Annotated in this window: 25 protein-coding genes; 23 read left to right on the top strand and 2 right to left on the bottom strand. The window is 51.7% G+C overall.

From position 1 onward, the window contains the following. Positions 1–336: 336 nt before the first annotated feature. The 17 genes from atpI (at position 337) to phoU (ending at position 16,841) form a co-directional block, all read left to right on the top strand. On the top strand, positions 337–735 hold the full coding sequence (gene atpI / locus J1785_RS24830) for a F0F1 ATP synthase subunit I (protein ID WP_129954135.1): 399 nt from the start codon (positions 337–339) through the stop codon (positions 733–735). 22 nt (positions 736–757) lie between these two features. Continuing rightward, entirely contained in the window at positions 758–1,540 is a 783-nt protein-coding gene (atpB, locus tag J1785_RS24825) for a F0F1 ATP synthase subunit A (RefSeq protein ID WP_129954133.1), read from the top strand. A 49-nt stretch (positions 1,541–1,589) separates the two neighbouring features. Beyond that, positions 1,590–1,829 carry a F0F1 ATP synthase subunit C gene (gene atpE / locus J1785_RS24820; RefSeq protein ID WP_004093904.1) on the top strand — a complete coding sequence of 80 codons (240 nt, stop codon included), beginning with the start codon at positions 1,590–1,592 and terminating at the stop codon, positions 1,827–1,829. A 65-nt stretch (positions 1,830–1,894) separates the two neighbouring features. Beyond that, positions 1,895–2,365, top strand: a complete 471-nt coding sequence (gene atpF / locus J1785_RS24815; RefSeq protein WP_120133800.1) for a F0F1 ATP synthase subunit B — start codon at positions 1,895–1,897, stop codon at positions 2,363–2,365. Positions 2,366–2,379: 14 nt separating this feature from the next. Beyond that, positions 2,380–2,913 (top strand): F0F1 ATP synthase subunit delta, encoded by a 534-nt coding sequence (gene atpH, locus J1785_RS24810; RefSeq protein ID WP_015699277.1) that lies wholly within the window; start codon positions 2,380–2,382, stop codon positions 2,911–2,913. Between the two features lie 12 nt (positions 2,914–2,925). Then, entirely contained in the window at positions 2,926–4,467 is a 1,542-nt protein-coding gene (atpA, locus tag J1785_RS24805) for a F0F1 ATP synthase subunit alpha (RefSeq protein WP_013577682.1), read from the top strand. A gap of 71 nt (positions 4,468–4,538) precedes the next feature. After that, the gene (gene atpG / locus J1785_RS24800) at positions 4,539–5,402 is read left to right on the top strand and encodes a F0F1 ATP synthase subunit gamma (RefSeq protein ID WP_013577683.1); all 864 of its coding nucleotides are present in this window, start codon (positions 4,539–4,541) and stop codon (positions 5,400–5,402) included. Between the two features lie 32 nt (positions 5,403–5,434). Next, positions 5,435–6,817 carry a F0F1 ATP synthase subunit beta gene (gene atpD / locus J1785_RS24795; RefSeq protein WP_013577684.1) on the top strand — a complete coding sequence of 461 codons (1,383 nt, stop codon included), beginning with the start codon at positions 5,435–5,437 and terminating at the stop codon, positions 6,815–6,817. A gap of 27 nt (positions 6,818–6,844) precedes the next feature. Beyond that, positions 6,845–7,267 carry a F0F1 ATP synthase subunit epsilon gene (locus J1785_RS24790; protein WP_101077831.1) on the top strand — a complete coding sequence of 141 codons (423 nt, stop codon included), beginning with the start codon at positions 6,845–6,847 and terminating at the stop codon, positions 7,265–7,267. A 271-nt stretch (positions 7,268–7,538) separates the two neighbouring features. Then, positions 7,539–8,909 (top strand): bifunctional UDP-N-acetylglucosamine diphosphorylase/glucosamine-1-phosphate N-acetyltransferase GlmU, encoded by a 1,371-nt coding sequence (gene glmU / locus J1785_RS24785; RefSeq protein WP_129954131.1) that lies wholly within the window; start codon positions 7,539–7,541, stop codon positions 8,907–8,909. 132 nt (positions 8,910–9,041) lie between these two features. Further along, complete coding sequence (glmS, locus tag J1785_RS24780) at positions 9,042–10,871, top strand: glutamine--fructose-6-phosphate transaminase (isomerizing) (RefSeq protein WP_217220958.1); 1,830 nt, start codon at positions 9,042–9,044, stop codon at positions 10,869–10,871. A 178-nt stretch (positions 10,872–11,049) separates the two neighbouring features. Continuing rightward, entirely contained in the window at positions 11,050–11,937 is an 888-nt protein-coding gene (rluF, locus tag J1785_RS24775) for a 23S rRNA pseudouridine(2604) synthase RluF (RefSeq protein WP_217220957.1), read from the top strand. Between the two features lie 216 nt (positions 11,938–12,153). Then, the gene (pstS, locus tag J1785_RS24770) at positions 12,154–13,194 is read left to right on the top strand and encodes a phosphate ABC transporter substrate-binding protein PstS (RefSeq protein ID WP_129954125.1); all 1,041 of its coding nucleotides are present in this window, start codon (positions 12,154–12,156) and stop codon (positions 13,192–13,194) included. A gap of 192 nt (positions 13,195–13,386) precedes the next feature. Beyond that, positions 13,387–14,343, top strand: coding sequence for a phosphate ABC transporter permease PstC (gene pstC, locus J1785_RS24765; RefSeq protein WP_129954123.1), 957 nt, complete (start codon positions 13,387–13,389; stop codon positions 14,341–14,343). 1 nt (position 14,344) lies between these two features. Continuing rightward, on the top strand, positions 14,345–15,232 hold the full coding sequence (gene pstA / locus J1785_RS24760) for a phosphate ABC transporter permease PstA (protein ID WP_129954121.1): 888 nt from the start codon (positions 14,345–14,347) through the stop codon (positions 15,230–15,232). Positions 15,233–15,331: 99 nt separating this feature from the next. Beyond that, a complete protein-coding gene (gene pstB / locus J1785_RS24755) occupies positions 15,332–16,099 on the top strand; it encodes a phosphate ABC transporter ATP-binding protein PstB (protein WP_013577692.1) in 768 nt (255 codons plus the stop codon). A 10-nt stretch (positions 16,100–16,109) separates the two neighbouring features. Further along, positions 16,110–16,841 (top strand): phosphate signaling complex protein PhoU, encoded by a 732-nt coding sequence (phoU, locus tag J1785_RS24750; protein ID WP_112290873.1) that lies wholly within the window; start codon positions 16,110–16,112, stop codon positions 16,839–16,841. An 84-nt stretch (positions 16,842–16,925) separates the two neighbouring features. Here the strand turns inward: phoU and J1785_RS24745 are convergent, their stop codons facing one another. After that, positions 16,926–17,618, bottom strand: coding sequence for a TetR/AcrR family transcriptional regulator (locus J1785_RS24745; protein ID WP_129954119.1), 693 nt, complete (start codon positions 17,616–17,618; stop codon positions 16,926–16,928). Positions 17,619–17,782: 164 nt separating this feature from the next. Between J1785_RS24745 and J1785_RS24740 the strand changes: the two genes are divergently transcribed. The 5 genes from J1785_RS24740 to J1785_RS24720 all read left to right on the top strand — a co-directional run bounded on the left by J1785_RS24740 (position 17,783) and on the right by J1785_RS24720 (position 23,325). Continuing rightward, positions 17,783–18,562 carry a sugar phosphate isomerase/epimerase family protein gene (locus J1785_RS24740; protein WP_238483369.1) on the top strand — a complete coding sequence of 260 codons (780 nt, stop codon included), beginning with the start codon at positions 17,783–17,785 and terminating at the stop codon, positions 18,560–18,562. A 102-nt stretch (positions 18,563–18,664) separates the two neighbouring features. Then, positions 18,665–19,108, top strand: coding sequence for a fructose PTS transporter subunit IIA (locus tag J1785_RS24735; protein WP_217220955.1), 444 nt, complete (start codon positions 18,665–18,667; stop codon positions 19,106–19,108). A 13-nt stretch (positions 19,109–19,121) separates the two neighbouring features. Then, positions 19,122–20,567, top strand: a complete 1,446-nt coding sequence (locus tag J1785_RS24730; RefSeq protein ID WP_217220954.1) for a PTS fructose-like transporter subunit IIBC — start codon at positions 19,122–19,124, stop codon at positions 20,565–20,567. Beyond that, positions 20,557–21,636, top strand: coding sequence for a zinc-binding metallopeptidase family protein (locus J1785_RS24725; protein ID WP_217220953.1), 1,080 nt, complete (start codon positions 20,557–20,559; stop codon positions 21,634–21,636). Before J1785_RS24730 ends, J1785_RS24725 begins: the two co-directional genes overlap by 11 nt. A 21-nt stretch (positions 21,637–21,657) precedes the next feature. Next, complete coding sequence (locus tag J1785_RS24720) at positions 21,658–23,325, top strand: PTS sugar transporter subunit IIA (protein WP_217220952.1); 1,668 nt, start codon at positions 21,658–21,660, stop codon at positions 23,323–23,325. Here the strand turns inward: J1785_RS24720 and yieH are convergent. Then, on the bottom strand, positions 23,315–23,980 hold the full coding sequence (yieH, locus tag J1785_RS24715; protein ID WP_217220951.1) for a 6-phosphogluconate phosphatase: 666 nt from the start codon (positions 23,978–23,980) through the stop codon (positions 23,315–23,317). The two genes, J1785_RS24720 and yieH, sit on opposite strands and share 11 nt — an antisense overlap. Before the next feature lie 151 nt (positions 23,981–24,131). On the opposite strand from yieH, the gene J1785_RS24710 reads away from it, so the two are divergent. After that, entirely contained in the window at positions 24,132–25,469 is a 1,338-nt protein-coding gene (locus J1785_RS24710) for an NCS2 family permease (RefSeq protein WP_047609954.1), read from the top strand. Positions 25,470–25,486 lie beyond the last annotated feature (17 nt).

Below are 25,486 nucleotides of genomic sequence, written 5' to 3'. Positions count from 1 at the left end.
TAAAAAGCCTGTTTAGCTAAAGACATTGAAAGCATGCTGGGTATATAAAGGGATTAGCGTTAATTATGTGATCCAGTGCACGCTTCTTTGTCGGGGGATGAAATAACCGAACCAAAGTAAAAAGGGCAAATTCAGCTATAGTTTGGTTGGCAAAATAGTGATGAAGAGGAAAATTTAAATAATTGTTCACCTTTTCGCTACTTATCCATTGAATTCGTTCCTGTGCCCCGTATAATTTGCTCGGTTTTTGCTGCTTGACTCAAAACAGTAAAGGCAGTGATATACGGCATTCAGTATACCTCCAGCTAGGTACTCGATACGGAGAGAACAAACGTCATGTCTGTATCCGGTATTTTACACAGTACACAGAGTGTGAAGGTTGCCAGAAAGCTATTGATACTGCAGTTATTGACCTTTGTTCTGCTCAGTGCAGTATTTGGTTTAAAAAGCCTGGAATGGACCCTATCGGCTCTTATGGGTGGGTTGGCCGCTTGGTTACCAAATATACTGTTCATGCTGTTTGCATGGCGTCATCAGGCGCAAACAACGGTCTCTGGACGGGTTGCCTGGTCCTTTGCAATTGGAGAAGCGCTGAAGGTGCTGGCTACGGTGATCTTAATGATTATCGCACTTGGCCTGTTTAAAGCGGCTTTTGCTCCGTTGGGGTTGGCCTATTTATCGGTGTTGATGACTCAGATTTTGGCACCGGCCGTCATTAACAGTTACCGTACTTAACTACTAAAGGGTAAGAGGCATCATGTCTGCATCAGGAGAAATCTCTACTCCACAAGAGTATATCAGTCACCATCTGACTCAGCTTCAGATCGGGACGGGATTCTGGTCGATTAACATCGATTCGATGTTTTTCTCCGTGTTCCTCGGAGTACTCTTTCTGGTTATTTTCCATCGCGTAGCCAAAAACGCCACCAGCGGTGTCCCGGGGAAGCTGCAAACCGCAGTTGAACTGGTCGTTGGTTTCGTCGACAGCAGCGTGCGTGACATGTATCACGGCAAAAGCAAAGTGATTGCACCTCTCGCGCTGACCGTCTTCGTCTGGGTGTTTATGATGAACCTGATGGATTTGCTGCCAATTGATTTGCTGCCGACTATCGGTGAAAAATTGCTTGGTCTGCCTGCGTTGCGTGTGGTTCCAACGGCTGACGTGAACATCACGTTGTCCATGGCGCTTGGCGTATTCATTCTGATTCTTTTCTATAGCATTAAGATGAAAGGCTTTGGCGGTTTCATCAAAGAACTGACAATGCAGCCATTCAATCATCCGGTTTTCATTCCGATTAACCTGATTCTTGAAGGTGTCAGCCTGCTGTCTAAACCAGTTTCACTGGGTCTGCGACTGTTTGGCAATATGTATGCGGGTGAGTTGATCTTCATCCTTATTGCTGGCCTGTTGCCGTGGTGGTCACAGTGGATCCTGAATGTGCCTTGGGCCATTTTCCACATCCTGATCATTACGCTGCAAGCCTTTATTTTCATGGTTCTGACGATCGTCTATCTCTCGATGGCATCTGAAAAACACTGATTTTCTTTCAACACTACTGCGTTTTAACTGAAACAAACTGGAGACTGTCATGGAAAACCTGAGTATGGATCTGCTGTACATGGCTGCCGCTGTGATGATGGGCCTGGCGGCAATCGGTGCTGCAATCGGTATCGGCATCTTGGGTGGTAAATTCTTGGAAGGTGCTGCACGTCAGCCTGACCTGATCCCTCTGTTGCGTACACAGTTCTTTATCGTTATGGGTCTGGTCGATGCAATCCCAATGATTGCGGTTGGTCTGGGTCTGTACGTGATGTTTGCTGTCGCCTAACATTGAGCTTGCTCACTGTTAATCGAACTACATCAAATAATTCACTTTGAAAGAGGCATTGTGCTGTGAATCTTAACGCAACAATCCTCGGCCAGGCTATCGCGTTCGTCCTGTTTGTCGTGTTCTGCATGAAGTACGTATGGCCGCCAATTATGGCTGCCATCGAAAAACGTCAGAAAGAAATTTCTGAAGGTTTATCTTCCGCAGAACGCGCAAAAAAAGAGCTGGACTTAGCGCAAGCCGATGCGACCGACCAACTGAAGAAAGCCAAAGCTGAAGCTCAGGTAATCATCGATCAGGCGAACAAGCGTAAAGCCCAAATCGTCGACGAAGCAAAAGCTGAAGCCGAGCAGGAACGTAACAAGATCGTGACGCAAGCCAAGGCAGAGATTGACGCCGAACGCCAACGCGCCCGTGAAGAGTTGCGTAAGCAAGTCGGGATTTTGGCCATTGCTGGCGCCGAGAAGATCATCGAACGTTCCGTGGATGAAGCTGCTAACAGCGACATCGTTGATAAACTGGTCGCTGAACTGTAAGGAGGGAGGGGCTGATGTCTGAATTTGTAACTGTAGCTCGCCCCTACGCCAAAGCAGCTTTTGACTTTGCCGTTGAGCACCAAAGCTTAGACCGCTGGCAGTCCATGTTAGCGTTCACGGCTGAAGTCACGCGCAATGAACAAATCGAAGAACTGCTTTCCGGTGCTAGCGCGCCTGAAACTTTGTCTAAAACGTTTATTGCCGTATGTGGTGACGAACTCGACGACGCAGGCCAAAACCTGATTAAGGTGATGGCTGAAAATGGACGTTTACGCGTTCTACCGCAAGTACTGGAGCAGTTTATTGAACTGCGCGCCTCTCTTGAGGCTGTTGCTGAAGTTGAAGTAACTTCAGCAAATCCGCTTACGGAAGAACAGCAGGCAAAAATTGCCGCTGCGATGGAAAAACGTCTGTCTCGCAAAGTTAAGCTGAATTGCAAAATTGACAAGTCTGTTCTTGCCGGTGTCGTAATCCGTGCAGGTGATATGGTGATTGATGGCAGCGTTCGCAGTCGTCTGGAACGCCTGGCAGACGTCTTGCAGTCTTAAGGGGACTGGAGCATGCAACTGAATTCCACCGAAATCAGCGAACTGATCAAGCAGCGCATTGCTCAGTTCAATGTGGTGAGCGAAGCTCACAATGAAGGTACTATCGTTTCCGTCAGTGACGGGATCATCCGCGTGCACGGCTTAGCCGATGTCATGCAAGGCGAAATGATTGCGTTGCCGGGTAACCGTTACGCTATCGCCCTGAACCTGGAGCGCGACTCTGTAGGTGCCGTTGTAATGGGCCCTTACGCTGACCTCGCCGAAGGTATGAAAGTAAAATGTACTGGCCGTATCCTGGAAGTTCCTGTTGGCCGTGGCCTGTTAGGTCGCGTTGTTAACACCTTGGGTGCGCCAATTGATGGTAAAGGTCCGGTAGAGCACGACGGCTTCTCAGCTGTTGAAGCGATCGCACCTGGCGTTATCGAACGTCAGTCCGTCGATGAACCTGTGCAGACAGGTTATAAGTCCGTTGATGCCATGATCCCAATCGGTCGTGGTCAACGTGAACTGGTCATCGGCGACCGTCAAACCGGTAAAACCGCTCTGGCGATCGATGCGATCATTAACCAGCGTGATTCCGGCATCAAATGTATCTATGTGGCTATCGGCCAGAAAGCGTCCACTATTTCTAACGTGGTTCGTAAACTGGAAGAGCACGGCGCACTGGCAAACACCATCGTTGTTGTTGCAACTGCATCAGAATCTGCTGCACTGCAATACCTGGCACCGTACTCCGGTTGCGCAATGGGTGAATACTTCCGTGACCGCGGTGAAGACGCACTGATCGTTTATGATGACCTGTCTAAACAGGCTGTTGCTTACCGTCAGATCTCCCTGTTGCTTCGTCGTCCACCAGGTCGTGAAGCTTACCCAGGCGACGTTTTCTATCTCCACTCCCGTCTGCTGGAACGTGCTGCGCGTGTAAACGCCGAGTATGTTGAAGCATTCACCAAGGGTGAAGTGAAAGGCAAAACGGGTTCCCTGACTGCGCTTCCAATCATCGAAACGCAAGCGGGCGACGTTTCCGCGTTCGTTCCGACCAACGTAATTTCGATTACTGATGGTCAGATCTTCCTGGAATCTAACCTGTTCAACGCCGGTATTCGTCCTGCGGTTAACCCGGGTATTTCGGTATCCCGTGTGGGTGGTGCTGCTCAGACTAAGATCATGAAGAAACTGTCCGGTGGTATTCGTACCGCTCTGGCACAGTATCGTGAGCTGGCTGCGTTCTCGCAGTTCGCTTCAGATCTGGATGAGGCAACCCGTAAACAGCTGAACCACGGTCAGAAAGTGACTGAGCTGCTGAAACAGAAACAATACGCTCCGATGTCAATCGTTGCGCAGTCTCTGATTATCTTCGCAGCAGAACGTGGTTATCTGGAAGACGTTGAGTTGTCTAAAGTCGGTAGCTTCGAAGCGGCACTGTTGGCTTACGCCGACCGTGAGCACGGCGAGCTTCTGCAGCAAATCAACCAAACTGGTGCGTATAACGATGAGATCGAGGGTAAATTCAAAAATATCCTTGATACCTTCAAAGCAACCCAGTCCTGGTAACACCTCGCGGCCTTGCTGCCCTGCCTCTGGCAGATAAGCAGCAGGCCGTTTGGTAATGAGGAGAAGCAGAGATGGCCGGCGGAAAAGAGATACGTAGTAAGATCAGCAGCGTGCAAAACACGCAAAAGATCACTAAAGCGATGGAAATGGTCGCCGCCTCCAAAATGCGTAAAACGCAGGATCGCATGGCGGCCAGCCGTCCTTATGCAGAAACCATTCGTGAAGTGATTGGTCACCTTGCGCTTGGGAATCTGGAATACAAGCACCCGTACCTGGATGAGCGTGAAATTAAGCGCGTCGGGTATCTGGTGGTGTCTACCGACCGTGGTCTTTGTGGTGGTCTGAACATTAACCTGTTCAAGAAACTGCTGTCAGAGATGAAAGGCTGGTCCGAAAAAGGTGTTGAAGTTGATCTCGCACTGATCGGTTCCAAAGCAGCTTCTTTCTTCGGCTCCGTTGGGGGCAACGTTGTTGCTCAGGTGACTGGCATGGGGGATAACCCTTCTCTGTCAGAACTGATCGGGCCGGTGAAAGTGATGTTGCAGGCTTTCGACGAAGGTCGTTTAGACAAGTTATGCGTTGTTAGCAATAAGTTCGTCAATACCATGTCCCAGGAACCACGTATCGTTCAGTTGTTGCCTCTGCCACCTGCAGAAGACGGCGAACTGGCGAAAAAATCCTGGGATTACCTGTATGAGCCGGACCCTAAAGCACTGCTGGATACTCTCCTGCGTCGCTATGTGGAATCCCAGGTTTATCAGGGCGTCGTAGAAAACCTGGCCAGCGAACAGGCCGCGCGAATGGTAGCGATGAAAGCCGCAACCGATAACGGCGGCAGCCTGATCAAAGAGCTGCAGTTGGTATACAACAAAGCTCGTCAGGCCAGCATCACTCAGGAACTCACCGAGATCGTCGGGGGAGCCTCCGCGGTTTAAGCTAGGTTTACGAATTACGTAGAGGATTCAAGATGGCTACTGGAAAGATTATCCAGGTAATCGGCGCCGTGGTGGACGTCGAGTTCCCTCAGGATGCAGTACCGAACGTGTACAATGCTCTTGAGGTAGAAAACGGTACCTCCAAACTGGTGCTGGAAGTACAGCAACAGTTAGGCGGCGGCGTTGTTCGTTGTATCGCAATGGGTACCTCAGACGGCCTGCGTCGCGGTCTGAAAGTGAACAACCTGGAACACCCAATTGAAGTACCGGTGGGTAAAGCGACTCTGGGTCGTATCATGAACGTATTGGGTGAACCAATCGACATGAAAGGTGCAATCGGCGAAGAAGAACGTCGTGCGATTCACCGTGCTGCGCCTTCTTATGAAGAGCTGGCAAACTCTCAGGAATTGCTGGAAACCGGTATCAAAGTTATGGACCTGATGTGTCCGTTCGCTAAGGGCGGTAAAGTCGGTCTGTTCGGTGGTGCGGGTGTAGGTAAAACTGTAAACATGATGGAGCTGATCCGTAACATCGCGATCGAGCACTCCGGTTATTCTGTGTTTGCAGGCGTGGGTGAGCGTACTCGTGAGGGTAATGACTTCTACCACGAAATGACTGACTCCAACGTTATCGACAAAGTTTCCCTGGTGTATGGTCAGATGAATGAGCCACCAGGTAACCGTCTGCGTGTTGCACTGACCGGCCTGACTATGGCGGAGAAATTCCGTGATGAAGGTCGTGACGTACTGCTGTTCGTTGACAACATTTACCGTTACACCCTGGCCGGTACCGAAGTGTCCGCACTTCTGGGCCGTATGCCATCGGCGGTAGGTTATCAGCCAACGCTGGCGGAAGAGATGGGCGCTCTGCAAGAACGTATCACCTCTACCAAAAGTGGTTCCATCACCTCCGTACAGGCCGTTTACGTTCCTGCGGATGACTTGACTGACCCATCACCTGCTACCACCTTCGCTCACTTAGATGCGACCGTGGTTCTGAGTCGTCAGATCGCGTCACTGGGTATTTACCCGGCGGTTGACCCACTGGATTCCACCAGCCGTCAGCTGGATCCACTGGTTGTTGGTCAGGAACACTACGATGTGGCTCGTGGCGTGCAGTCTATTCTGCAACGTTACCAGGAACTGAAAGACATCATCGCGATCCTGGGTATGGACGAGTTGTCAGAAGATGACAAACTGGTTGTATCCCGTGCGCGTAAAATTCAGCGTTTCCTGTCCCAGCCATTCTTCGTGGCCGAAGTCTTTACCGGTTCTCCGGGCAAGTTCGTATCGCTGAAAGATACCATTCGTGGTTTCAAAGGCATTATGGACGGCGACTACGATCACCTGCCGGAACAAGCGTTCTACATGGTTGGCACCATTGATGAAGCAGTGGAAAAAGCCAAAAAACTGTAACGCTAGCTTGTTGTGAGAGAGGATGACATGGCTGAAAAAGCTTACCATCTGGATGTTGTCAGTGCGGAAAAACGTATGTTTGCCGGCATGGTACAAAAGATCCAGGTGACGGGTAGCGAAGGCGAACTGGGTATTTTCCCGGGGCATGCTCCGCTGCTCACCGCCATCAAGCCTGGCATGGTGCGCATTGTTAAAGAACACGGTGAAGAAGAGTATATCTATCTTTCCGGCGGCATCCTTGAGGTGCAACCGAATGCAACGACCGTGTTGGCTGATACTGCAATCCGTGGGCAAGACCTCGACGAAGCGCGAGCGCTTGAAGCTAAGCGCAAAGCGGAAGAACACATTAGTGGTTCTCACGGCGACGTTGATTACGCTCAGGCGTCAGCGGAACTGGCTAAGGCGATCGCGAAACTTCGCGTTATCGAACTAACCAGAAAAGCGATGTAACTAAATCAGTTTAAAAAGCGACCTTCGGGTCGCTTTTTTTTTGTTTTTAAAAAAGCGTATTTTCAGTCATTTCCCCAAGGTTAATTTTCGATTTTAGTGGAATACTTGGACGATTAGTGGACGCTTTACCCTCCGTTTTTTTGCTGTAGTCTATGTCGTGTTCAACCCTTGCTGGCTGCGGCTTTCGGGTGGTTTTTGAAGCGAAATATGTAGTAATCCGTCCATTGAACGGATTACATTTGTCACTCAAATTGGATTTGTCAGGTTACCTATGTCGAACAGCACACTGAGTGTGGTGATCCTTGCCGCGGGCAAGGGAACACGCATGTATTCCAACCTTCCAAAAGTTCTTCATTCCTTGGCGGGCAAGCCAATGGTCCAGCACGTTATTGATGCGGCTACGCAGGTCGGCGCGCGCAACGTGCATCTGGTCTATGGTCACGGTGGCGATTTATTGAAGAAAAATCTGGCGGGCAGTGATCTGAACTGGGTATTGCAGGCAGAGCAACTGGGGACCGGTCATGCGATGCAGCAGGCGGCGCCTTATTTTGCCGATGACGAAGATATCCTGATGCTGTACGGCGATGTTCCGCTGATTTCCGTCGATACGCTGAATAATTTACTGCAAGCCAAACCGGAAGGTGGCATAGGTTTACTGACGGTGGTGCTGGATGATCCCACTGGCTATGGGCGTATCGTCCGTGAGAATGGCATCGTTACCGGCATCATTGAGCAAAAAGATGCCAGCGAAGAACAGCTGAAAATCCGTGAAATTAACACCGGCATCCTGGTCGCCAATGGCGCGTCATTAAAACGCTGGCTCAGCCAACTGAGCAACAACAATGCGCAGGGTGAATACTACATCACTGACATTATTGCGATGGCGCACGCCGAAGGACATATCATCGCGACGGTGCATCCGGCGCGTAACAGTGAGGTGGATGGTGTGAATAACCGCCTGCAACTGTCCCGTCTTGAACGCGTATATCAGAGTGAACAGGCAGAGCGTCTGTTGCTCGAAGGCGTAATGCTGATGGATCCGGCGCGGTTTGATCTGCGTGGCGAACTGTCGCACGGTATCGACGTACTGATAGATACCAATGTCATTATCGAAGGTCACGTAAAACTGGGTGACCGCGTCAAGATCGGCGCAGGCTGTGTGCTGAAAAATTGCGTTATCGGCGACGATTGCGAAGTCAGTCCGTACAGCGTATTCGAAGATGCAGTGCTGGAAAGCGGCTGTACGGTCGGGCCTTTTGCCCGTCTGCGTCCCGGCGCTGAACTGGCAGAAGGTGCGCATGTTGGCAATTTCGTTGAAATCAAAAAAGCGCGTCTCGGCAAAGGCTCAAAAGCGGGCCATCTCTCCTATCTTGGCGATGCTGATATAGGGGATAACGTCAATATCGGCGCAGGTACCATTACCTGTAACTACGACGGCGTAAATAAGCATAAGACCATCATCGGGAATGATGTCTTTGTAGGTTCAGATTCTCAACTGGTCGCGCCCGTGACAGTGGGGAATAACGTGACCATCGCCGCCGGTACAACGGTCACCCGCGACGTGCCGGACAAAGGTTTAGTGTTAAGCCGGGTGCCTCAGTTACATAAACCAGACTGGCAGAAACCGGTAAAGAAAAAATAAGCTGTTCATAATAATTCCCCACTCTCTACAAGGCTCGGGGAACCGCAAGTACACCGGAAAACGGGGCTTGTGGATAAATCAGGTCAGGCATCAAAAAAGGTCCCGAAAGGACCTTCATTAGGAATAAAACTGATGTGTGGAATTGTAGGCGCAGTAGCGCAACGCGATATTGCTGAAATTCTGTTGGAAGGTTTACGTCGTCTCGAATACCGCGGTTATGACTCCGCCGGGCTGGCTGTCATTGATGCTGCGGGAAAAATGGGCCGCTTACGTCGTCTGGGTAAAGTCCAGATGCTGGCTGATGCACTGGACGAACATCCTTTGCAGGGCGGCACCGGTATTGCTCACACGCGATGGGCCACTCATGGCGAACCTTCTGAAGCGAATGCTCACCCGCATGTATCTGATTACATTGCCGTCGTGCATAACGGTATTATCGAAAACCACGAACCTCTGCGTGAATTACTGACTGAACGCGGCTACCGTTTTGATTCTGAAACGGATACTGAAGTGATCGCACATCTGGTGCATTGGGAACAACTTCAGGGCGGTACGCTGCTGGAAGTCGTACAGCGTGTGATCCCGCAACTGCGTGGCGCTTACGGTACTGTGGTGATGGACAGGCGCGACCCGTCTGTCCTGGTGGCCGCCCGTTCCGGTAGCCCGCTGGTGATTGGTCGTGGCGTTGGGGAAAACTTCATTGCTTCCGACCAGTTGGCACTGTTACCTGTGACCCGTCGCTTCCTGTTCCTTGAAGAAGGGGATGTGGCTGAAATTAAACGCCGTTCTGTCAGCGTTTATGATAAAACCGGCCATGCCGTTGAGCGTGAAGAAATTGAATCTAAAGTGCAGTACGACGCTGGTGATAAAGGCGTATACCGTCACTATATGCAAAAAGAGATCTACGAACAGCCGCTGGCAATCAAAAACACCCTGGAAGGGCGTTTCAGCCACGGTGAAGTGAACCTCAGCGAGCTGGGCGAAAAAGCGGACGAAATCTTATCGCGTGTTCAACATGTGCAGATTATCGCCTGTGGCACGTCATATAACTCGGGAATGGTGGCGCGTTACTGGTTTGAGTCACTGGCTGGCATGCCTTGTGATGTTGAGATCGCTTCAGAGTTTCGCTATCGCAAATCTGCCGTTCGTCCGGGCAGCCTGATCATCACGCTTTCTCAGTCTGGTGAAACGGCAGATACGCTGGCCGCGCTGCGTTTGTCAAAAGAGCTGGGTTATCTCGGTTCTCTGGCAGTGTGTAACGTAGCCGGTTCTTCACTGGTGCGTGAATCCGATCTGGCGCTGATGACCAAAGCAGGCACCGAAATCGGCGTGGCATCAACCAAAGCGTTCACCACACAACTGACCGTTCTGCTGATGCTGGTGGCGCGTATGGGGCGCCTGAAAGGGATGAATCCGCAAGTTGAGCACGATATTGTTCACGCGCTCCAGGCGTTGCCTGCGCGTATCGAACAAATGTTGTCGCTGGATAAAACCATCGAAACGCTGGCCGAAGGTTTTTCTGATAAACATCACGCTCTGTTCCTCGGCCGTGGTGATCAGTATCCGATTGCGATGGAAGGTGCGCTGAAGCTGAAAGAGATTTCTTATATTCACGCGGAAGCCTATGCGGCGGGTGAGCTGAAGCATGGTCCGCTGGCGCTGATTGACGCAGATATGCCGGTGATCGTGGTGGCACCAAATAACGAATTGCTGGAAAAACTGAAATCGAATATCGAAGAAGTGCGCGCCCGTGGCGGTTTGCTGTATGTCTTTGCCGATCAGGATGCCGGTTTTACCGACAGTGAAGGCATGAAGATTATCCAGCTGCCACACGTTGAGGAAATTGTCGCACCTATTTTCTATACCGTTCCGCTACAGTTGCTGTCCTACTACGTTGCCCTGATTAAAGGTACCGACGTTGACCAGCCACGTAACCTGGCGAAATCTGTGACTGTCGAATAAGACTGTCCGGTTTCAGCTATGCGATATATAAGCGCCTCCCGGGGCGCTTTTCTATTTTCAGAATGTTTTTGCCTGATTCCCCACTTTCCCGGCAGCCGATCACGATTCTCCCCTCTCAGGCTTCGTAACCCGCCCCGGATAAGGTATAGTTCGCGTTTTTCTGAAGGTACCCCGCTGAATGCTGACCAATTCCTCCATTCGTCTTAACAAATACATCAGCGAGAGCGGAATTTGCTCGCGCCGCGATGCCGATCGTTACATCGAACAGGGAAATGTTTTTATTAACGGCAGGCGTGCCGCGGTAGGCGCTCAGGTATTTGCCGGCGATGTGGTGAAAGTGAATGGTCAGGTTATCGAACCGCGAGATGAAGAAGATCTGGTACTGATCGCGCTGAACAAACCTGTCGGCATCATCACCACGATGGAAGAAGGTGAGCGGGACAACATCCGTGATTTCGTTAACCACAGCAAACGCGTCTTCCCGATTGGCCGTCTGGATAAAGATTCCCAGGGCCTGATTTTACTGACCAATCACGGTGATCTGGTCAACAAAATCCTGCGTGCCGGTAACGACCACGAAAAAGAATACATCGTCACCGTCAACAAGCCGATCACAGACGAGTTTATTGCCGGTATGGGCGCGGGCGTGCCGATGCTTGGCACGGTGACCAAGAAATGCAAAGTAAAGAAAGAAGCACCCATGGTGTTTCGTATTACGCTGGTACAGGGGCTTAACCGACAGATCCGCCGTATGTGTAAGCACTTCGGTTATGAAGTCACTAAGCTTGAGCGCGTGCGTATTATGAACATCAACCTGAAAGGTGTTCCACCGGGAGAATGGCGGGATTTAACCGATGATGAATTGATCGAGTTATTCAGGCTGATTGAAAACTCCTCGTCTGAAGATAAACCGGCGAAAAAAACGCAGGCAAAGCATACTCAGGCTAAAAAAGCGGTTGTCACAAAACCGGCTGCCACAAAAACAAAAAATACCGAAAAACCTGAAGCTAATTCTGCATCCCGCAAGCGTTTTGCCCAGCCTGGTCGTAAGAAAAAAGGGCGTTAATTTACCTGTTTTTCATTATCTGCCGGTGTAATAACCGGCTTTTCCCGCTTAAAACACCTTCATATTGCCCGGGTGGTTCGAATTGTGAACGGTGTCATAAAACTGTCATATAACGTACATTTTACTGTCACTAAACTGTCCTATTTTCCTCCTGTGCCAAACACTTTAATTAACGTCGACATCAGTCGGGAAGTTTAAAACCACCAGGAGTGGAACATGAAATTGATGCGTAACACCGTCGCCGGTCTTGTAGCAGCGACTTTCTCCCTCACAGCAATGTCTGCTTTCGCTGCCACTAACCTGACTGGCGCTGGCGGCACCTTCCCCGCACCTGTCTACGCTAAGTGGGCTGACGCATATCAGAAAGCAACCGGTACTCAGGTGAACTACCAGGGCATCGGTTCTTCCGGCGGCGTAAAACAAATCATCGCCAAGACCGTTGATTTCGGCGCATCTGATGCACCGATGAAAGAAGAAGATCTGAATAAAAATGGCCTGTTCCAGTTCCCTACCGTGATCGGTGGCGTGGTGCTGGCTGTTAACATCCCTGGCATCAAATCTGGTCAGCTGACACTCGATGGCGCAACGCTGGGTGACATTTACCTCGGTAAAATCAAAAAGTGGAACGACGCAGCGATCACTAAGCTGAACCCGGGTGTGAAATTGCCAGACACCAACATCGCAGTGGTGCGTCGTGCTGACGGTTCCGGTACTTCGTTCGTATTCACCAGCTATCTGGCGAAAGTCAACAGCGAGTGGAAAGACAAAATCGGTGCAGGTTCAACGGTGAACTGGCCAACGGGTCTCGGTGGCAAAGGCAATGACGGTGTGGCCGCATTCGTACAGCGTCTGCCAGGTTCAATCGGTTACGTTGAATATGCTTATGCTAAGCAAAATAACCTGGCTTATACCAAGTTGGTCGATGCAGACGGCAAAGCTATCAGCCCGACGGAAGCCTCCTTCAGTGCAGCTGCTAAAGGCGCTGACTGGAGCAAAACCTTCGCTCAGGACCTGACCAATCAGAAAGGTGATAATGCGTGGCCAATCAGCTCCACCACTTTCATCCTGGTTTACAAAGATCAGCAAGATGCAGCGAAGGGCGCAGAAGTGCTGAAGTTCTTCGACTGGGCCTACAAAAATGGCACCAAACTGACAACTGATTTGGACTATGCCGCACTGCCAGCCTCTGTTGTAGAGCAGATCCGTGCAGCCTGGAAGACCAACATCAAAGACAGCAGCGGTAAAGCACTGTACTAGGAATACCCGTCATACCTGAAGCTGCACCGGCGTTAGCTGCGCTCGTTCACCCGAATCACTTACTTGAGTAAGCTCATCGGGATTCACTTGCTTGCTGCCTTGGTGCAACTCCAATTATTTTGGGTATAGTAACTCTGCTTCATTCCCTCTCCGGCCGGGGAGGGAATTAAATCTGAATTAAAAGAGAGTGGTATGGCTGAATACAAGCCGGCTATCAAGGCACCTGGCAAAAACGGTGACATCATCTTCGGCGCGCTGGTTAAACTGGCAGCGCTGATAGTGCTATTTATGCTGGGCGGCATTATCGTCTCGCTGTTTATTGCTTCTCTGCCGAGCATTGAAAAGTTCGGATTATCCTTCCTGTGGACGAAAACCTGGGATGCGCCGAACCAACAATTTGGTGCACTGGTGCCGATTTATGGCACGGTTGTAACCTCCATTATTGCCCTGCTGATTGCTGTTCCGGTGAGCTTTGGCATCGCATTATTTCTCACCGAGCTTGCACCTAACTGGATGAAGCGCCCGCTGGGGATTGCTATTGAACTGCTGGCGGCTATCCCCAGTATTGTTTATGGCATGTGGGGTCTGTTCGTTTTCGCCCCGCTGTTTGCGCAATATTTCCAGACGCCGGTGGGCGACGTGCTTTCCGGTATCCCGATTGTTGGCGAACTGTTTGCCGGCCCGGGTTTCGGTATCGGTATTCTGGCGGCAGGTGTCATTCTCGCCATTATGATCATCCCGTATATAGCTTCCGTTATGCGTGATGTATTCGAACAAACGCCGGTGATGATGAAAGAATCTGCTTACGGCATTGGTTGCACCACATGGGAGGTGATCTGGCGCATCGTGCTGCCGTTCACCAAAAATGGTGTGATTGGTGGCGTGATGTTAGGCCTGGGACGCGCACTTGGCGAGACCATGGCGGTGACCTTCATTATCGGTAACACCTACCAGCTCGACAGCGCATCGCTGTACGCGCCGGGCAACAGTATTACCTCCGCACTGGCGAACGAATTTGCCGAAGCGGAAGCCGGATTGCACACCTCTGCACTGATGGAACTGGGACTGATCCTGTTCGTCATTACCTTTATTGTTCTGGCGCTGTCGAAAATGATGATCCTGCGTCTGGCTAAGAAAGAGGGCCGTTAAGATGACGACACTCGACATGCAAAGTACCCCGGCGCTGCTGGAATCGCGTCGAAAACGTCAGGCGTGGCGCCGTCAGAAAAACCGTCTGGCACTGATGATCTCCATGCTGACCATGGCGTTTGGCCTGTTCTGGCTGGTGTGGATCCTGTTCACCACTATCGTTAAAGGTGTTGACGGAATGTCGCTGGCGCTGTTCATGCAGAACACCCCGCCACCGAATACGGCAGGCGGTGGTCTGGCTAATGCCATTGCGGGCAGCGGATTACTGATTTTATGGGCCACGTTGATTGGTACGCCACTGGGCGTCATGGCCGGGATTTATCTCGCCGAATATGGTCGTAAATCCTGGCTGGCGGAATTCATCCGTTTTATTAACGACATCCTGCTCTCCGCGCCATCGATTGTGGTGGGCTTGTTTGTGTACACCATCATGGTGGCAAAAATGGGGCATTTCTCAGGATGGGCGGGTGTGCTGGCGCTGGCGCTGTTACAGATCCCGATTGTTATCCGCACCACGGAAAATATGCTGAAACTGGTGCCGGACAGCCTGCGTGAAGCGGCTTATGCGCTGGGTACGCCGAAGTGGAAAATGATCTCAGCCATCACGCTGAAAGCCTCTGTTTCCGGCATTATTACCGGGATACTGTTGGCGATTGCCCGTATTGCCGGTGAAACCGCGCCGCTGCTGTTCACCTCGCTCTCCAATCAGTTCTGGAGCACCGACATGATGCAGCCGATTGCTAACCTGCCGGTCACCATCTTTAAGTTTGCGATGAGCCCGTTCGGCGAATGGCAACAACTGGCCTGGGCGGGCGTGCTGCTGATTACGGTTTGTGTGCTGTTACTGAACATCCTGGCGCGTGTGATTTTTGCCCCGAAAAAGCAATAAGTTAATTCATTATTGATGGCAGGCGATAACGGCTGCTGTCACTGTTTACCCGGCGTCGCCACGCGGCGCACGAAAAAGAGAGATGTCTTAATGAGTCGAATGACTGACGCATCCAACAGCAAAATTCAGGTTCGTGATCTGAACTTTTATTACGGCAAATTCCACGCGCTGAAAAATATTTCCCTGGATATTGCTAAGAACGAAGTCACGGCATTCATCGGCCCTTCAGGTTGTGGCAAATCCACGCTGCTGCGTACGTTTAACAAAATGTACCAGTTGTATCCGGAACAGCATGCTGAAGGTGAAATCCTGCTTGATGGCGAAAACATACTGGTTGATAAGCAAGATATCGCGCTGCTGCGTGCCAAAGTTGGCATGGTCTTCCAGAAACCGACGCCGTTTCCGATGTCAATTTATGACAACATTGCGTTTGGTGTCCGCCTGTTTGAGAAGTTGTCCCGCACGGACATGGATGAGCGCGTGCAATGGGCGCTGACTAAAGCCGCGCTGTGGAATGAATCCAAAGACAAGCTGCACCAGAGCGGTTATAGCCTGTCCGGCGGTCAGCAACAGCGTCTGTGTATCGCGCGTGGTATTGCGATCCGCCCTGACGTTTTATTGCTCGATGAACCTTGCTCCGCGCTCGATCCGATTTCTACCGGTCGTATCGAAGAACTGATCACCGAGCTAAAATCTGATTACACCGTGGTGATTGTGACCCACAACATGCAGCAGGCTGCGCGTTGTTCAGATCGCACTGCATTTATGTATCTGGGCGAACTGATCGAATACAGCGACACTGACTCGCTGTTCACTTCACCAGCGCGCAAACAGACTGAAGATTACATTACTGGCCGCTACGGTTGAGGTAAAAAGAATGGATAACCTGAACTTAAACAAACACATTTCTGGCCAGTTTAATGCAGAGCTTGAGCACATCCGCACACAGGTTCTGGCGATGGGTGGCCTGGTTGAGCAACAACTGACTGATGCCATCACTGCGATGCACAATCAGGATGCCGAACTGGCGCAACGCGTTATCAAAGGCGATGACAAAGTTAACCTGATGGAAGTGGCGATCGACGAAGCTTGTGTGCGCATCATTGCCAAGCGCCAGCCAACCGCCAGCGATTTACGTCTGGTGATGGCGATTATCAAAACCATTTCTGAACTCGAGCGTATCGGTGATGTGGCCGATAAAATCTGCCGCACGGCGCTGGAAAAATTCTCACATTTGCACCAGCCGTTGCTGGTCAGCCTGGAATCGCTGGGGCGTCATACCGTAGAGATGCTGCATGATGTGCTGGATGCTTTTGCACGTATGGATCTTGACGAAGCGGTGCGTATTTACCGTGAAGACAAAAAAGTGGATCAGGAATATGAAGGCATCGTGCGCCAGCTGATGACTTACATGATGGAAGATCCGCGGACGATTCCAAGCGTGCTGACCGCGCTGTTCTGCGCCCGTTCTATCGAGCGTATCGGTGACCGCTGCCAGAACATTTGCGAGTTCATTTTCTACTTCGTGAAAGGTCAGGATTTCCGTCATGTCGGCGGCGACGCACTGGATAAATTACTGACAGACGGCAAAGACGCGCCGAAAGAATAACGGTTTGCTGAGATTGCCGCACAAAAAAGGCCTCAGACGAGGCCTTTTTGCTTTCAGATCGATACCAGCGTCCGATCAACACAATTATTTCATCACATATCGCAGGGCAACCATGACAGCCAGCTGGCGATAATGGGCGGTCTGTAAATCCCCTTCATCCGGATTTTCAAACAAAGCGCCGAACGTATATTGGTTAGCGACCTGGTGCACACACAGGCTGCTGATGAGGCGGTGAACGTCACGCGCCTGCGCATCATCCTTAAACAGATGGCTTTGTTTACCACGTTCAAGGATATCTTCCAGCAGCGTTAATGCCGTTTTGTTAATTTCACGGATGCTGGTGGACTGGCGGATAAACCGGCCACGCAGCATGTTTTCCGTGGACACAATACGGATGAATTCCGGATGAGAGACATGGAAATCAAAGCTGGCTTCCACCAGTTTAACGATCGCTTCCGCCGGTGGCAGGGAAGATAAGTCCAGTTCCAGTTCATGCTGACGAATACCGCGATAAACGTGCTCCAGCACCAGCATATACAGGGCTTCTTTGGTCTTATAGTGATAGACCACCATACGTTTCGTGGTACGGGCATTGGAGGCAATGTTTTCCATGCGCGCGCCCATCAGACCGGATTCAGCGAATTCAGCCAGAGCACTGTCGAAAATGCGCTGCCTGAGCCCTATCGGATCATTTTTACGTCCCGGCGCCGGGGAATTTTGGCTGCTCAGCGTCTTATCCTCTTCATTAACCCCATTCTCGCCACAGAGATTAACCATTGCTTCGTCCAGATACAATCTGTGCGTTCATACAACTTCGCCGCACTTGACGAACGTGGCATGAGGGTTCACTACTGTAAGTATCGAAGCCTGAATTAAAGGACGCCATTTTGCCTGCAACAACCCGGTTACATTCTATTGCGACAGTTTCAGTACCAGGAACTTTGCCAGAAAAACTCACTGCTATTGCGGCGGCAGGGTTTGATGGTGTAGAGATATTCGAAGATGATTTACTTAAAAGTCCGGTCAAACCGGCGGCTATCCGTAACCTGGCCGATTCCCTCGGCCTGCGCATTTTCCTGCTGCAACCTTTCCGTGATTTCGAAGGGGTGCCTGCGGAGAAGCGGGTTGAAAAACTTGCCAGCGCACGCCGTCAGTTCGATCTGATGAGCGAACTGGGATGCGACCATTTACTGGTGTGCAGCAATACTGATCCCGCCAGTTCGCCGGAGCGCGAGGTACAGATTGCCGATCTCGCGGCGCTGGCCGCAATGGCGCAGCCGTATGCTATCCGCATTGGCTATGAAGCACTGGCATGGGGGAAGCATATCAACCGCTACCGTCAGGCGTGGGATCGGGTGCGCGAGGTGAATAGCCCGGCGCTGGGTATCGTGCTCGACAGTTTTCATATTTTAGCGGTGGGTGACAATCTGGACCGTCTGGATGAAGTGCCGCTGGAAAAAATCAGTTTCCTGCAACTGGCCGATGCGCCGTTTAAAAACATGAACGTGCAGCAGTGGAGCCGCAGTTACCGCTGTTATCCCGGCCAGGGCGATTTACCGCTGGTAGATTTCGTCAGCACGCTGAACCGTAAAGGTTTCACGGGCCCGTGGTCACTGGAAATCTTTAATGATAAAACCCTGTCACTGGCCGATGGCCTGCGCTCCCTGACTGAGCTGGAAAAGCGGATGCAGGCTTACGATCCGTCCGCCTCTGAAAACTGATTCATTGCCAATATGTCATTCCTGACGTGACATATTGGCGATCATTCGCCCACTGCGCTTTGTTTATACTGAAAACCCTGTTCTCACATGGATGTTTTCATCATGACGCTTTTCTCTTCTCAGGCGATAAACCTTTCCCTTCGCGGCCGTACACAGGCTGAAATCCTCCATGAGCTGGCCGAAATGGCCGCTGGCCTTGGAAAAATTAACAATCCTAAAATTTTTGCGCAGGCACTCACCGTGCGTGAATTACATGGCTCTACTGGATTTGGTGACGGCGTCGCGCTGCCGCATACCCGTTCTGCCTGTGTCACATCCCCCGGTATTCTGGTAGCCAGAACTGCGCATCCGGTCACATGGAATGCCTCAGATGATGAGCCGGTTTCCTGCTGGCTGTGTCTGATGATCCCCGAAAATGGTTCAGACGCCGACACGTTGTTACTGTCTAAACTGTGTCGGAAAATGGTCAATCCAGATTTTATCGCAGCACTCAAAACCCGTGATGAACACGGCATTGTTGAGCTGATTTTCAACGCTATTTCCTGACAGGACGTCGGCAATGGAAAACAATTGGAGACTGGTCGCCGTGACCAACTGCCCGGCGGGTATTGCGCATACTTATATGGTGGCTGAGGCACTGGAAAGAAAAGCCCGTTCGCTGGGACACGATATTAAAGTTGAAACGCAGGGCGCCAGCGGCGTGGAAAATACACTGACCGCGCAGGAGATTGAGGCCGCAGATTTTGTCATTCTGGCGCTGGGCAGAACCCTCAGTGAAGACGATCGCCGTCGCTTTGCCGGAAAACGCGTACTGGAAATGAAAATTTCTGACGCGCTGAAAAACATTCCGCTTGTCTTCAACACGCTGGAAGAAAAAGCAATGTTAATGAAGGAGGCATCCGGCGTCAGGCTTGGTCAGCAGCCGGTGAAAGCCGACAGCATCATGAATCATCTGATGGCGGGTGTCTCAGCAGCTTTACCGTTTGTGATCGGCGGGGGATTGCTGGTGGCGCTGGCCAATATGCTGGTGCAGATGGGGTTGCCATATATTGCGCAGGGCAATGACGTTTCGCCATCCTTTACCTGGATTGTGGAATCCATCGGTTATCTGGGGTTCAAATTCATGATCCCGGTAATGGGTGCGTACATTGCCAGTTCGGTAGGCGATAAACCGGCGTTTGCCCCGGCCTTCCTGGTCAGTTATCTGGCCAATGACAGCGCGATTCTGGGCACCAGTTCCGGCGCAGGTTTTCTCGGCGCGGTGGTCCTCGGGTTAAGCATCGGCTATTTCGTCCGTGCATTGCGTAAAGTCCGACTTGGAAATTCACTTCAGCCATTGCTCGGCTCAATGCTGATCCCGTTCGTGACATTGGCGCTGTTTGGCCTGCTGACTTATTACCTGATCGGGCCCGTCATGGCCGGCATGATGGAACTCCTGCTGCATCTGCTCAATACCATCCCGATGTCGATGAAACTCGGCGCAGCCTGTCTGGTCGGCGCGATGCTGGCGTTTGACATGGGCGGGCCGGTCAACAAAACAGCGTGGTTTTTCTGTTTTTCACTGCTCGATAAAGGCATTTATGACTGGTATGCCATTGTCGGTGTGGTCGCGCTGATGCCGCCGATGTCTGCCGCACTGGCGACATTTCTCGCCCCTCGTCTGTTTACCGAACAGGAGCGGGGTGCTGCGGTCAGCACGCTGGTGGTAGGCGCCACGGTAGCCACCGAACCGGCTATTCCCTATGCACTTGCGGCTCCTCTGCCGATGATCACTGCCAACACGCTGAGCGGCGGCATTGCCGGAATGCTGGTGATGGTCTTTGGTCTCCGGCGGCTGGCACCCGGACTTGGGGTTTTCGATCCGCTGATTGGTCTGATGTCGCCGTGGTACAGCTTTTATCTGGTGCTAGGTATCGGGCTGCTGCTCAACGTGGCCTTCATCGTTATTTTCAAAAACTGGTGGATGAAGCGCCAGACGTTAAGGACAGCAACAGATGCGATCTGACATTTTAAAAGACGGTTTACTGGAAAAACTGGCACTGGCCTCCGGCGTCAGCGGTGATGAACAGGAAATCCGTGAAATCCTGTATCAGGCCGTCAAACCTCACGCAGGGGAAATTACTTTTGACGGCCTGGGAAGTTTTATCGCCCGTAAAGGTACGCGCGGGCCGAAGGTCGCGTTGATCGCGCATATGGACGAAGTGGGATTTATTGTTAAGCATATCAATGCGGAAGGCTTCATTTACTTTGATACCGTCGGTTCGTGGTGGAACCAGAGTATGCTCAATCAGCGTGTGGAAATAAAAACCGCCAGCGGGGAAAAAATCCCCGGCATTATCGGCTCGGTCTCACCTCATGCACTGACGGAGGAAGATAAATGCCATCCCGTGAAAATAGAAAAAATTTTCATTGATATTGGCGCGGCGTCGGCAGAACAGGTCAGAGAGCGTGGCGTGGCGGTGGGAGATTTTATTTGCCCTGAGCCCTTCTTCAGCACGTTTGGTGATGACGGCATTATGGCAAAAGCATTGGATAACCGTGCGGGCTGCGCCGTAGTGGCGGAGATTTTCCGCCAGTGCCAGAACCCGGATATCCAGCTTTATGCCGTGGCGACGGTGCAGGAGGAAGTTGGGTTGCGCGGTGCGCAGACGTCAGCGGAAGCCGTGAAACCTGATATCGCGATTGTGATAGACACCCTGGTGGCGGGTGATACACCGGGCCTCTGTCCTGTCGCCTTTCCCCTGAAACTCGGCGCAGGGCCAGCCATTTCTTTATTCGATAAGCGTTACATTGCTCACCGTAAATTAACGCAGCTTGTGAAGAATACCGCAGCAGAAATGGGTATTGATTTGCAGTTTTGCACACTCAAAACCGGCGCAACGGATGGCGGGCGTTATAACGTTATGGGCGGCGGAAGGCCGGTGATTGCATTGTGTCTGCCGACACGCTATCTGCATGCAAACGCCTCAGTGATTTGTGCTGCGGATTATAACATGCTGATCCGTCTGGTCGTTTCACTGGTAAATCATTACGGACAGGACGTTCATCAGCAGGTGACGCAATTTATCGGCTGACGGGCTGTGGAGAACTCAGGGATGTTGAATCCACGACAGAAAGAGATTTTATCCGCGCTCAGCCACCAGCGGATCAGCGGTCAGGCACTGGCAAGGTGCGCACGTATTTCCGTGCGTACCCTGTTGCGGGATATTGACTACATTAATTACCGGCTGGGCGCAGCTGGTAAAATTATCTCCGGCGCAGAGGGTTATCAGCTTTTAGTCGAAGAAGGGCGTGACATAGAGCGTCTGCTGGGGAATGCGGAGGACGCGCTCTTTCTGGCTCTGATCTTTAATGCCTGTCTGCCACTGGGAGCACTGGCTGATAAACTCCGTCTGAGTAAATCTGCCGTCATCGATCTCATCAGCGCAGTGCGCAAGAAATCCCGAACGCAGCCGCTGATAGGCTCACGGCCAAAACATGGTCATTCGCTTCTGCTCGACGACCGGCAAAAAGTTTTATTGCTGGCGAACCTGATTATCCGCAACCCCGCCTGTTGTGGCGAACATTGCGCGCATGCCTTCAGTGCGCGCATTGTGTCTGCCCGCTCACTGTTAACCACACTGGATTATCCTTTCGGTACGCCGCTCTTTCTGGCGGCGCTGGGGCTGGCGGTGGAATATCTGCCCGCAACCCACCTTTCGGTGGTGAAGATTCTGCAACCCTTGCGGCACAAGCTTTCCGGCATTACACCCGAGGCTATCCGCACGGTGTTAACGCGCGTCGCAACGCCGTTGCCGGGGCTTATCGATGAGGAACTGGTTGGTCAGCTGACCGACCATATTAAGCGCTCGGTGGCCTGCCCGACGATTCTGCCTGTCGCGCCGTTGCATGATTTTCGTAAAATCAAAACGACCTATCCTCAGGCATTTGACCTCAGTTTGTCTTTTGTACGCGAATTGAATCAGAGCCTGAAGATCGAGTTTTATGACGACGACTGGGCAGGATTATATTTCGCCTGTGCGCTGGAACGGACGCAATCTGCCGTGCTGAATCTGGTGGTTTACAGTGAATATTTGTCTATGGCGACGCTTAATAAAGAAATTATCGAGCGGGAGATCAGCGGTGTGAATGTGATTATCGCCACGCATCCGGAACAGCTACTTGCCAGCCTGCTTCATCAGCCTGTTGCGCTGGTACTCAATAATCACCGTCAATATCCGGCGATGGAGAATGCGACGGCGGTATGGTCTGTCAGTGAATTAGTCGGACATCGTGAACTGGAACAGCTGCGTGTCAGGCTGGCTGGACTGATGCTGTACCAGCACAGCGCTGTCTGTTTCCCGGAGAGTCTGTCTTTTACTTACGCGAATGCGCCGCAGGATAATTGGCAAAAGGTGATCAGCGGAATTTGCCAGCATCTTGTCCTGTGCGATGCGCTGACCGTCGCTGAGGCGGAGCTTATTGTGGCGCGGGAAGCGCAGGGCGAAAACCTGATCATTAATCATCTGGCTGTGCCGCATTGTTCCGGGCAGCGCGATCAGCCTTTTATCGGTATTTTTGTCCATCTGGAAAACCCGCTGCTGATTGAAAGTCAGCGGGTACAGAACGTCCTGGTGGTATGTGTGAATGCAAGAGGGCGGCAGGAATTAAAAATGTTCAGCCATCTTGCTGATGCACTGAACGGTTGCGAGAGTGCGCAACTGCTCGGACTGACCACCCACGCAAGCTTTATGCAATGTCTGAATAAGCCTTTCAGCGCGTGATCTTATATCCCATCTGACGCCAGATCTCCGGCAGTTCGTTCATGTCGTGAAAAGTGATGACCAGCGGGTGATCGAGCGGAGGATTATGCGGATCGGCGCAGTAATAAAAGACCGGAATACCGGCAGTGATCCCGGCCTGGGCACCCGCCACGGAATCTTCAACCAGAATGCAGTTTTCCACCGGCACATTCATGACCTCGGCGGCTTTGTACAATACGGCAGGATCAGGTTTCCAGCGCTGCAAATCGTAGCCACTGAACAGTTTATCACCCATAAAAGGGAGCAGGCCGGTCAGCCCGAGAGAGTGCTGCATTTTGGTGACCGGGCCGTTGGAGACAACGCACATCGGCACGGTAATTTGTTCGAGTAACTCATGCGCGCCGACAACCGGCTCAAGTTTGCTGTCGAAAAGCCGCGCAACATGCTGGCGGAACACCACTTCCATCTCTTCTTTCGGCACATCGATACCGTGTTCTTTATTGACGATAGCCACGATTTCGTAAAGTTTAACGCCCTTGTATTTCCTATACATTTCGTCGAATGAAACCGTCACGCCAAAATGCGCGAACATCTCAACATAGGCTTCGCAGCACAATAATTCACTGTCTACCAGCGTACCGTCGCAATCAAAAAAGACGCATTCAACCTGTGACATACTTTCTCCCTGTGAACACTTCATCTATTGGTAAGCATTCAGGCACTCTACCCCAACGATAGATTTAATCCCATACATCCAGTGCTGGCGCTTTAGGGCTAAAATCCTTAGGATACCCCCCGATTGTTTTCCCCTATTTTGGAACTCACCAATGAGCACACCACAGAGCAATGCGACTGCGGGTAAAGGACTGGCCGAACGTCTGTTTAAACTGACGCAGCACGGCACCACCGTACGCACCGAAACTATCGCCGGTTTAACCACCTTTCTGACCATGGTCTACATTGTTTTCGTGAACCCGCAAATTCTCGGCGTCGCGGGCATGGATAAACAGGCCGTGTTCGTGACCACCTGTCTGATTGCCGCGTTCGGCAGCATCCTGATGGGCGTGATCGCCAACCTTCCGGTCGCTCTGGCACCGGCGATGGGTCTGAATGCGTTCTTTGCTTTTGTGGTGGTGGGCGCGATGGGCGTTTCCTGGCAGATCGGGATGGGCGCGATTTTCTGGGGTGCCGTGGGTTTGCTGCTGCTGACCATTTTCCGCATCCGTTACTGGATGATTGCAAACATCCCGGTCAGTCTGCGCGTGGGTATCACCGCCGGTATCGGGCTGTTTATTGGCATGATGGGGCTGAAAAACGCCGGTATTATCGTCCCGAACCCTGACACCATCGTGACCATCGGAAACCTGACCTCACACAACGTGCTGCTCGGCGTGTTGGGCTTCTTCATTATTGCCGTGCTGGCATCGCGCAATTTTCACGCCTCGGTACTGGTGTCGATTATTGTCACGACAGTCATTGGTCTGATGATCGGCGACGTGCATTACACCGGTTTCTGGTCGATGCCGCCGAGCATCACTACGGTCGTCGGCCAGGTGGATTTGAAAGGTGCGCTGAATATCGGACTGGCAGGCGTCATTTTCTCCTTCATGCTGGTGAACCTGTTTGACTCCTCCGGCACGCTCATCGGTGTGACGGACAAAGCGGGTCTGGCGGATGCGCAAGGTAAATTCCCGCAGATGAAACAGGCCTTGTATGTCGACAGCATCTCGTCTGTCGCAGGCGCTTTTATCGGCACCTCTTCGGTTGGCGCTTACATTGAAAGCACTTCCGGCGTTTCTGTCGGGGGGCGTACCGGTCTGACGGCAGTCGTCACCGGTTTGCTGTTCCTGCTGGTTATCTTCATTTCTCCGCTCGCAGGTATGGTGCCGGAATACGCGGCTGCCGGTGCCCTGATTTATGTGGGCGTGCTGATGACCTCCAGTCTCGCACGCGTTTCATGGGATGATCTGACCGAAGCCGTTCCGGCATTCGTGACGGCGGTGATGATGCCGTTCAGCTTCTCGATCACCGAAGGTATCGCGCTGGGTTTCATCTCTTACGTGGTAATGAAACTGGGTACCGGTCGCTGGAAAGAAATCAGTCCGTGTGTGGTCGTTGTCGCCCTGCTGTTTGTGCTGAAAATCGCATTTGTTGACGGACATTGATTTTCGTGACGGCAAAA

This window comes from Rahnella perminowiae (assembly GCF_019049755.1).
GTDB classification, from domain to species: domain Bacteria; phylum Pseudomonadota; class Gammaproteobacteria; order Enterobacterales; family Enterobacteriaceae; genus Rahnella; species Rahnella perminowiae.
This window is presented reverse-complemented; position numbering and strand designations above follow the sequence as displayed.

Excerpts from the sequence above, each read along its gene's own strand:
- glmS (WP_217220958.1), top strand. The coding sequence starts at position 9,042 with ATGTGTGGAATTGTAGGCGCAGTAGCGCAACGCGATATTGCTGAAATT.
- J1785_RS24720 (WP_217220952.1), top strand. The coding sequence starts at position 21,658 with ATGTTGAATCCACGACAGAAAGAGATTTTATCCGCGCTCAGCCACCAG.
- J1785_RS24745 (WP_129954119.1), bottom strand. The coding sequence starts at position 17,618 with ATGGTTAATCTCTGTGGCGAGAATGGGGTTAATGAAGAGGATAAGACG.
- pstB (WP_013577692.1), top strand. The coding sequence starts at position 15,332 with ATGACTGACGCATCCAACAGCAAAATTCAGGTTCGTGATCTGAACTTT.
- phoU (WP_112290873.1), top strand. The coding sequence starts at position 16,110 with ATGGATAACCTGAACTTAAACAAACACATTTCTGGCCAGTTTAATGCA.
- atpH (WP_015699277.1), top strand. The coding sequence starts at position 2,380 with ATGTCTGAATTTGTAACTGTAGCTCGCCCCTACGCCAAAGCAGCTTTT.
- pstC (WP_129954123.1), top strand. The coding sequence starts at position 13,387 with ATGGCTGAATACAAGCCGGCTATCAAGGCACCTGGCAAAAACGGTGAC.
- J1785_RS24725 (WP_217220953.1), top strand. The coding sequence starts at position 20,557 with ATGCGATCTGACATTTTAAAAGACGGTTTACTGGAAAAACTGGCACTG.
- atpD (WP_013577684.1), top strand. The coding sequence starts at position 5,435 with ATGGCTACTGGAAAGATTATCCAGGTAATCGGCGCCGTGGTGGACGTC.
- yieH (WP_217220951.1), bottom strand. The coding sequence starts at position 23,980 with ATGTCACAGGTTGAATGCGTCTTTTTTGATTGCGACGGTACGCTGGTA.
- J1785_RS24735 (WP_217220955.1), top strand. The coding sequence starts at position 18,665 with ATGACGCTTTTCTCTTCTCAGGCGATAAACCTTTCCCTTCGCGGCCGT.
- J1785_RS24730 (WP_217220954.1), top strand. The coding sequence starts at position 19,122 with ATGGAAAACAATTGGAGACTGGTCGCCGTGACCAACTGCCCGGCGGGT.
- rluF (WP_217220957.1), top strand. The coding sequence starts at position 11,050 with ATGCTGACCAATTCCTCCATTCGTCTTAACAAATACATCAGCGAGAGC.
- J1785_RS24790 (WP_101077831.1), top strand. The coding sequence starts at position 6,845 with ATGGCTGAAAAAGCTTACCATCTGGATGTTGTCAGTGCGGAAAAACGT.
- atpE (WP_004093904.1), top strand. The coding sequence starts at position 1,590 with ATGGAAAACCTGAGTATGGATCTGCTGTACATGGCTGCCGCTGTGATG.
- J1785_RS24710 (WP_047609954.1), top strand. The coding sequence starts at position 24,132 with ATGAGCACACCACAGAGCAATGCGACTGCGGGTAAAGGACTGGCCGAA.
- atpG (WP_013577683.1), top strand. The coding sequence starts at position 4,539 with ATGGCCGGCGGAAAAGAGATACGTAGTAAGATCAGCAGCGTGCAAAAC.
- glmU (WP_129954131.1), top strand. The coding sequence starts at position 7,539 with ATGTCGAACAGCACACTGAGTGTGGTGATCCTTGCCGCGGGCAAGGGA.
- pstA (WP_129954121.1), top strand. The coding sequence starts at position 14,345 with ATGACGACACTCGACATGCAAAGTACCCCGGCGCTGCTGGAATCGCGT.
- atpB (WP_129954133.1), top strand. The coding sequence starts at position 758 with ATGTCTGCATCAGGAGAAATCTCTACTCCACAAGAGTATATCAGTCAC.
- atpA (WP_013577682.1), top strand. The coding sequence starts at position 2,926 with ATGCAACTGAATTCCACCGAAATCAGCGAACTGATCAAGCAGCGCATT.
- pstS (WP_129954125.1), top strand. The coding sequence starts at position 12,154 with ATGAAATTGATGCGTAACACCGTCGCCGGTCTTGTAGCAGCGACTTTC.
- atpI (WP_129954135.1), top strand. The coding sequence starts at position 337 with ATGTCTGTATCCGGTATTTTACACAGTACACAGAGTGTGAAGGTTGCC.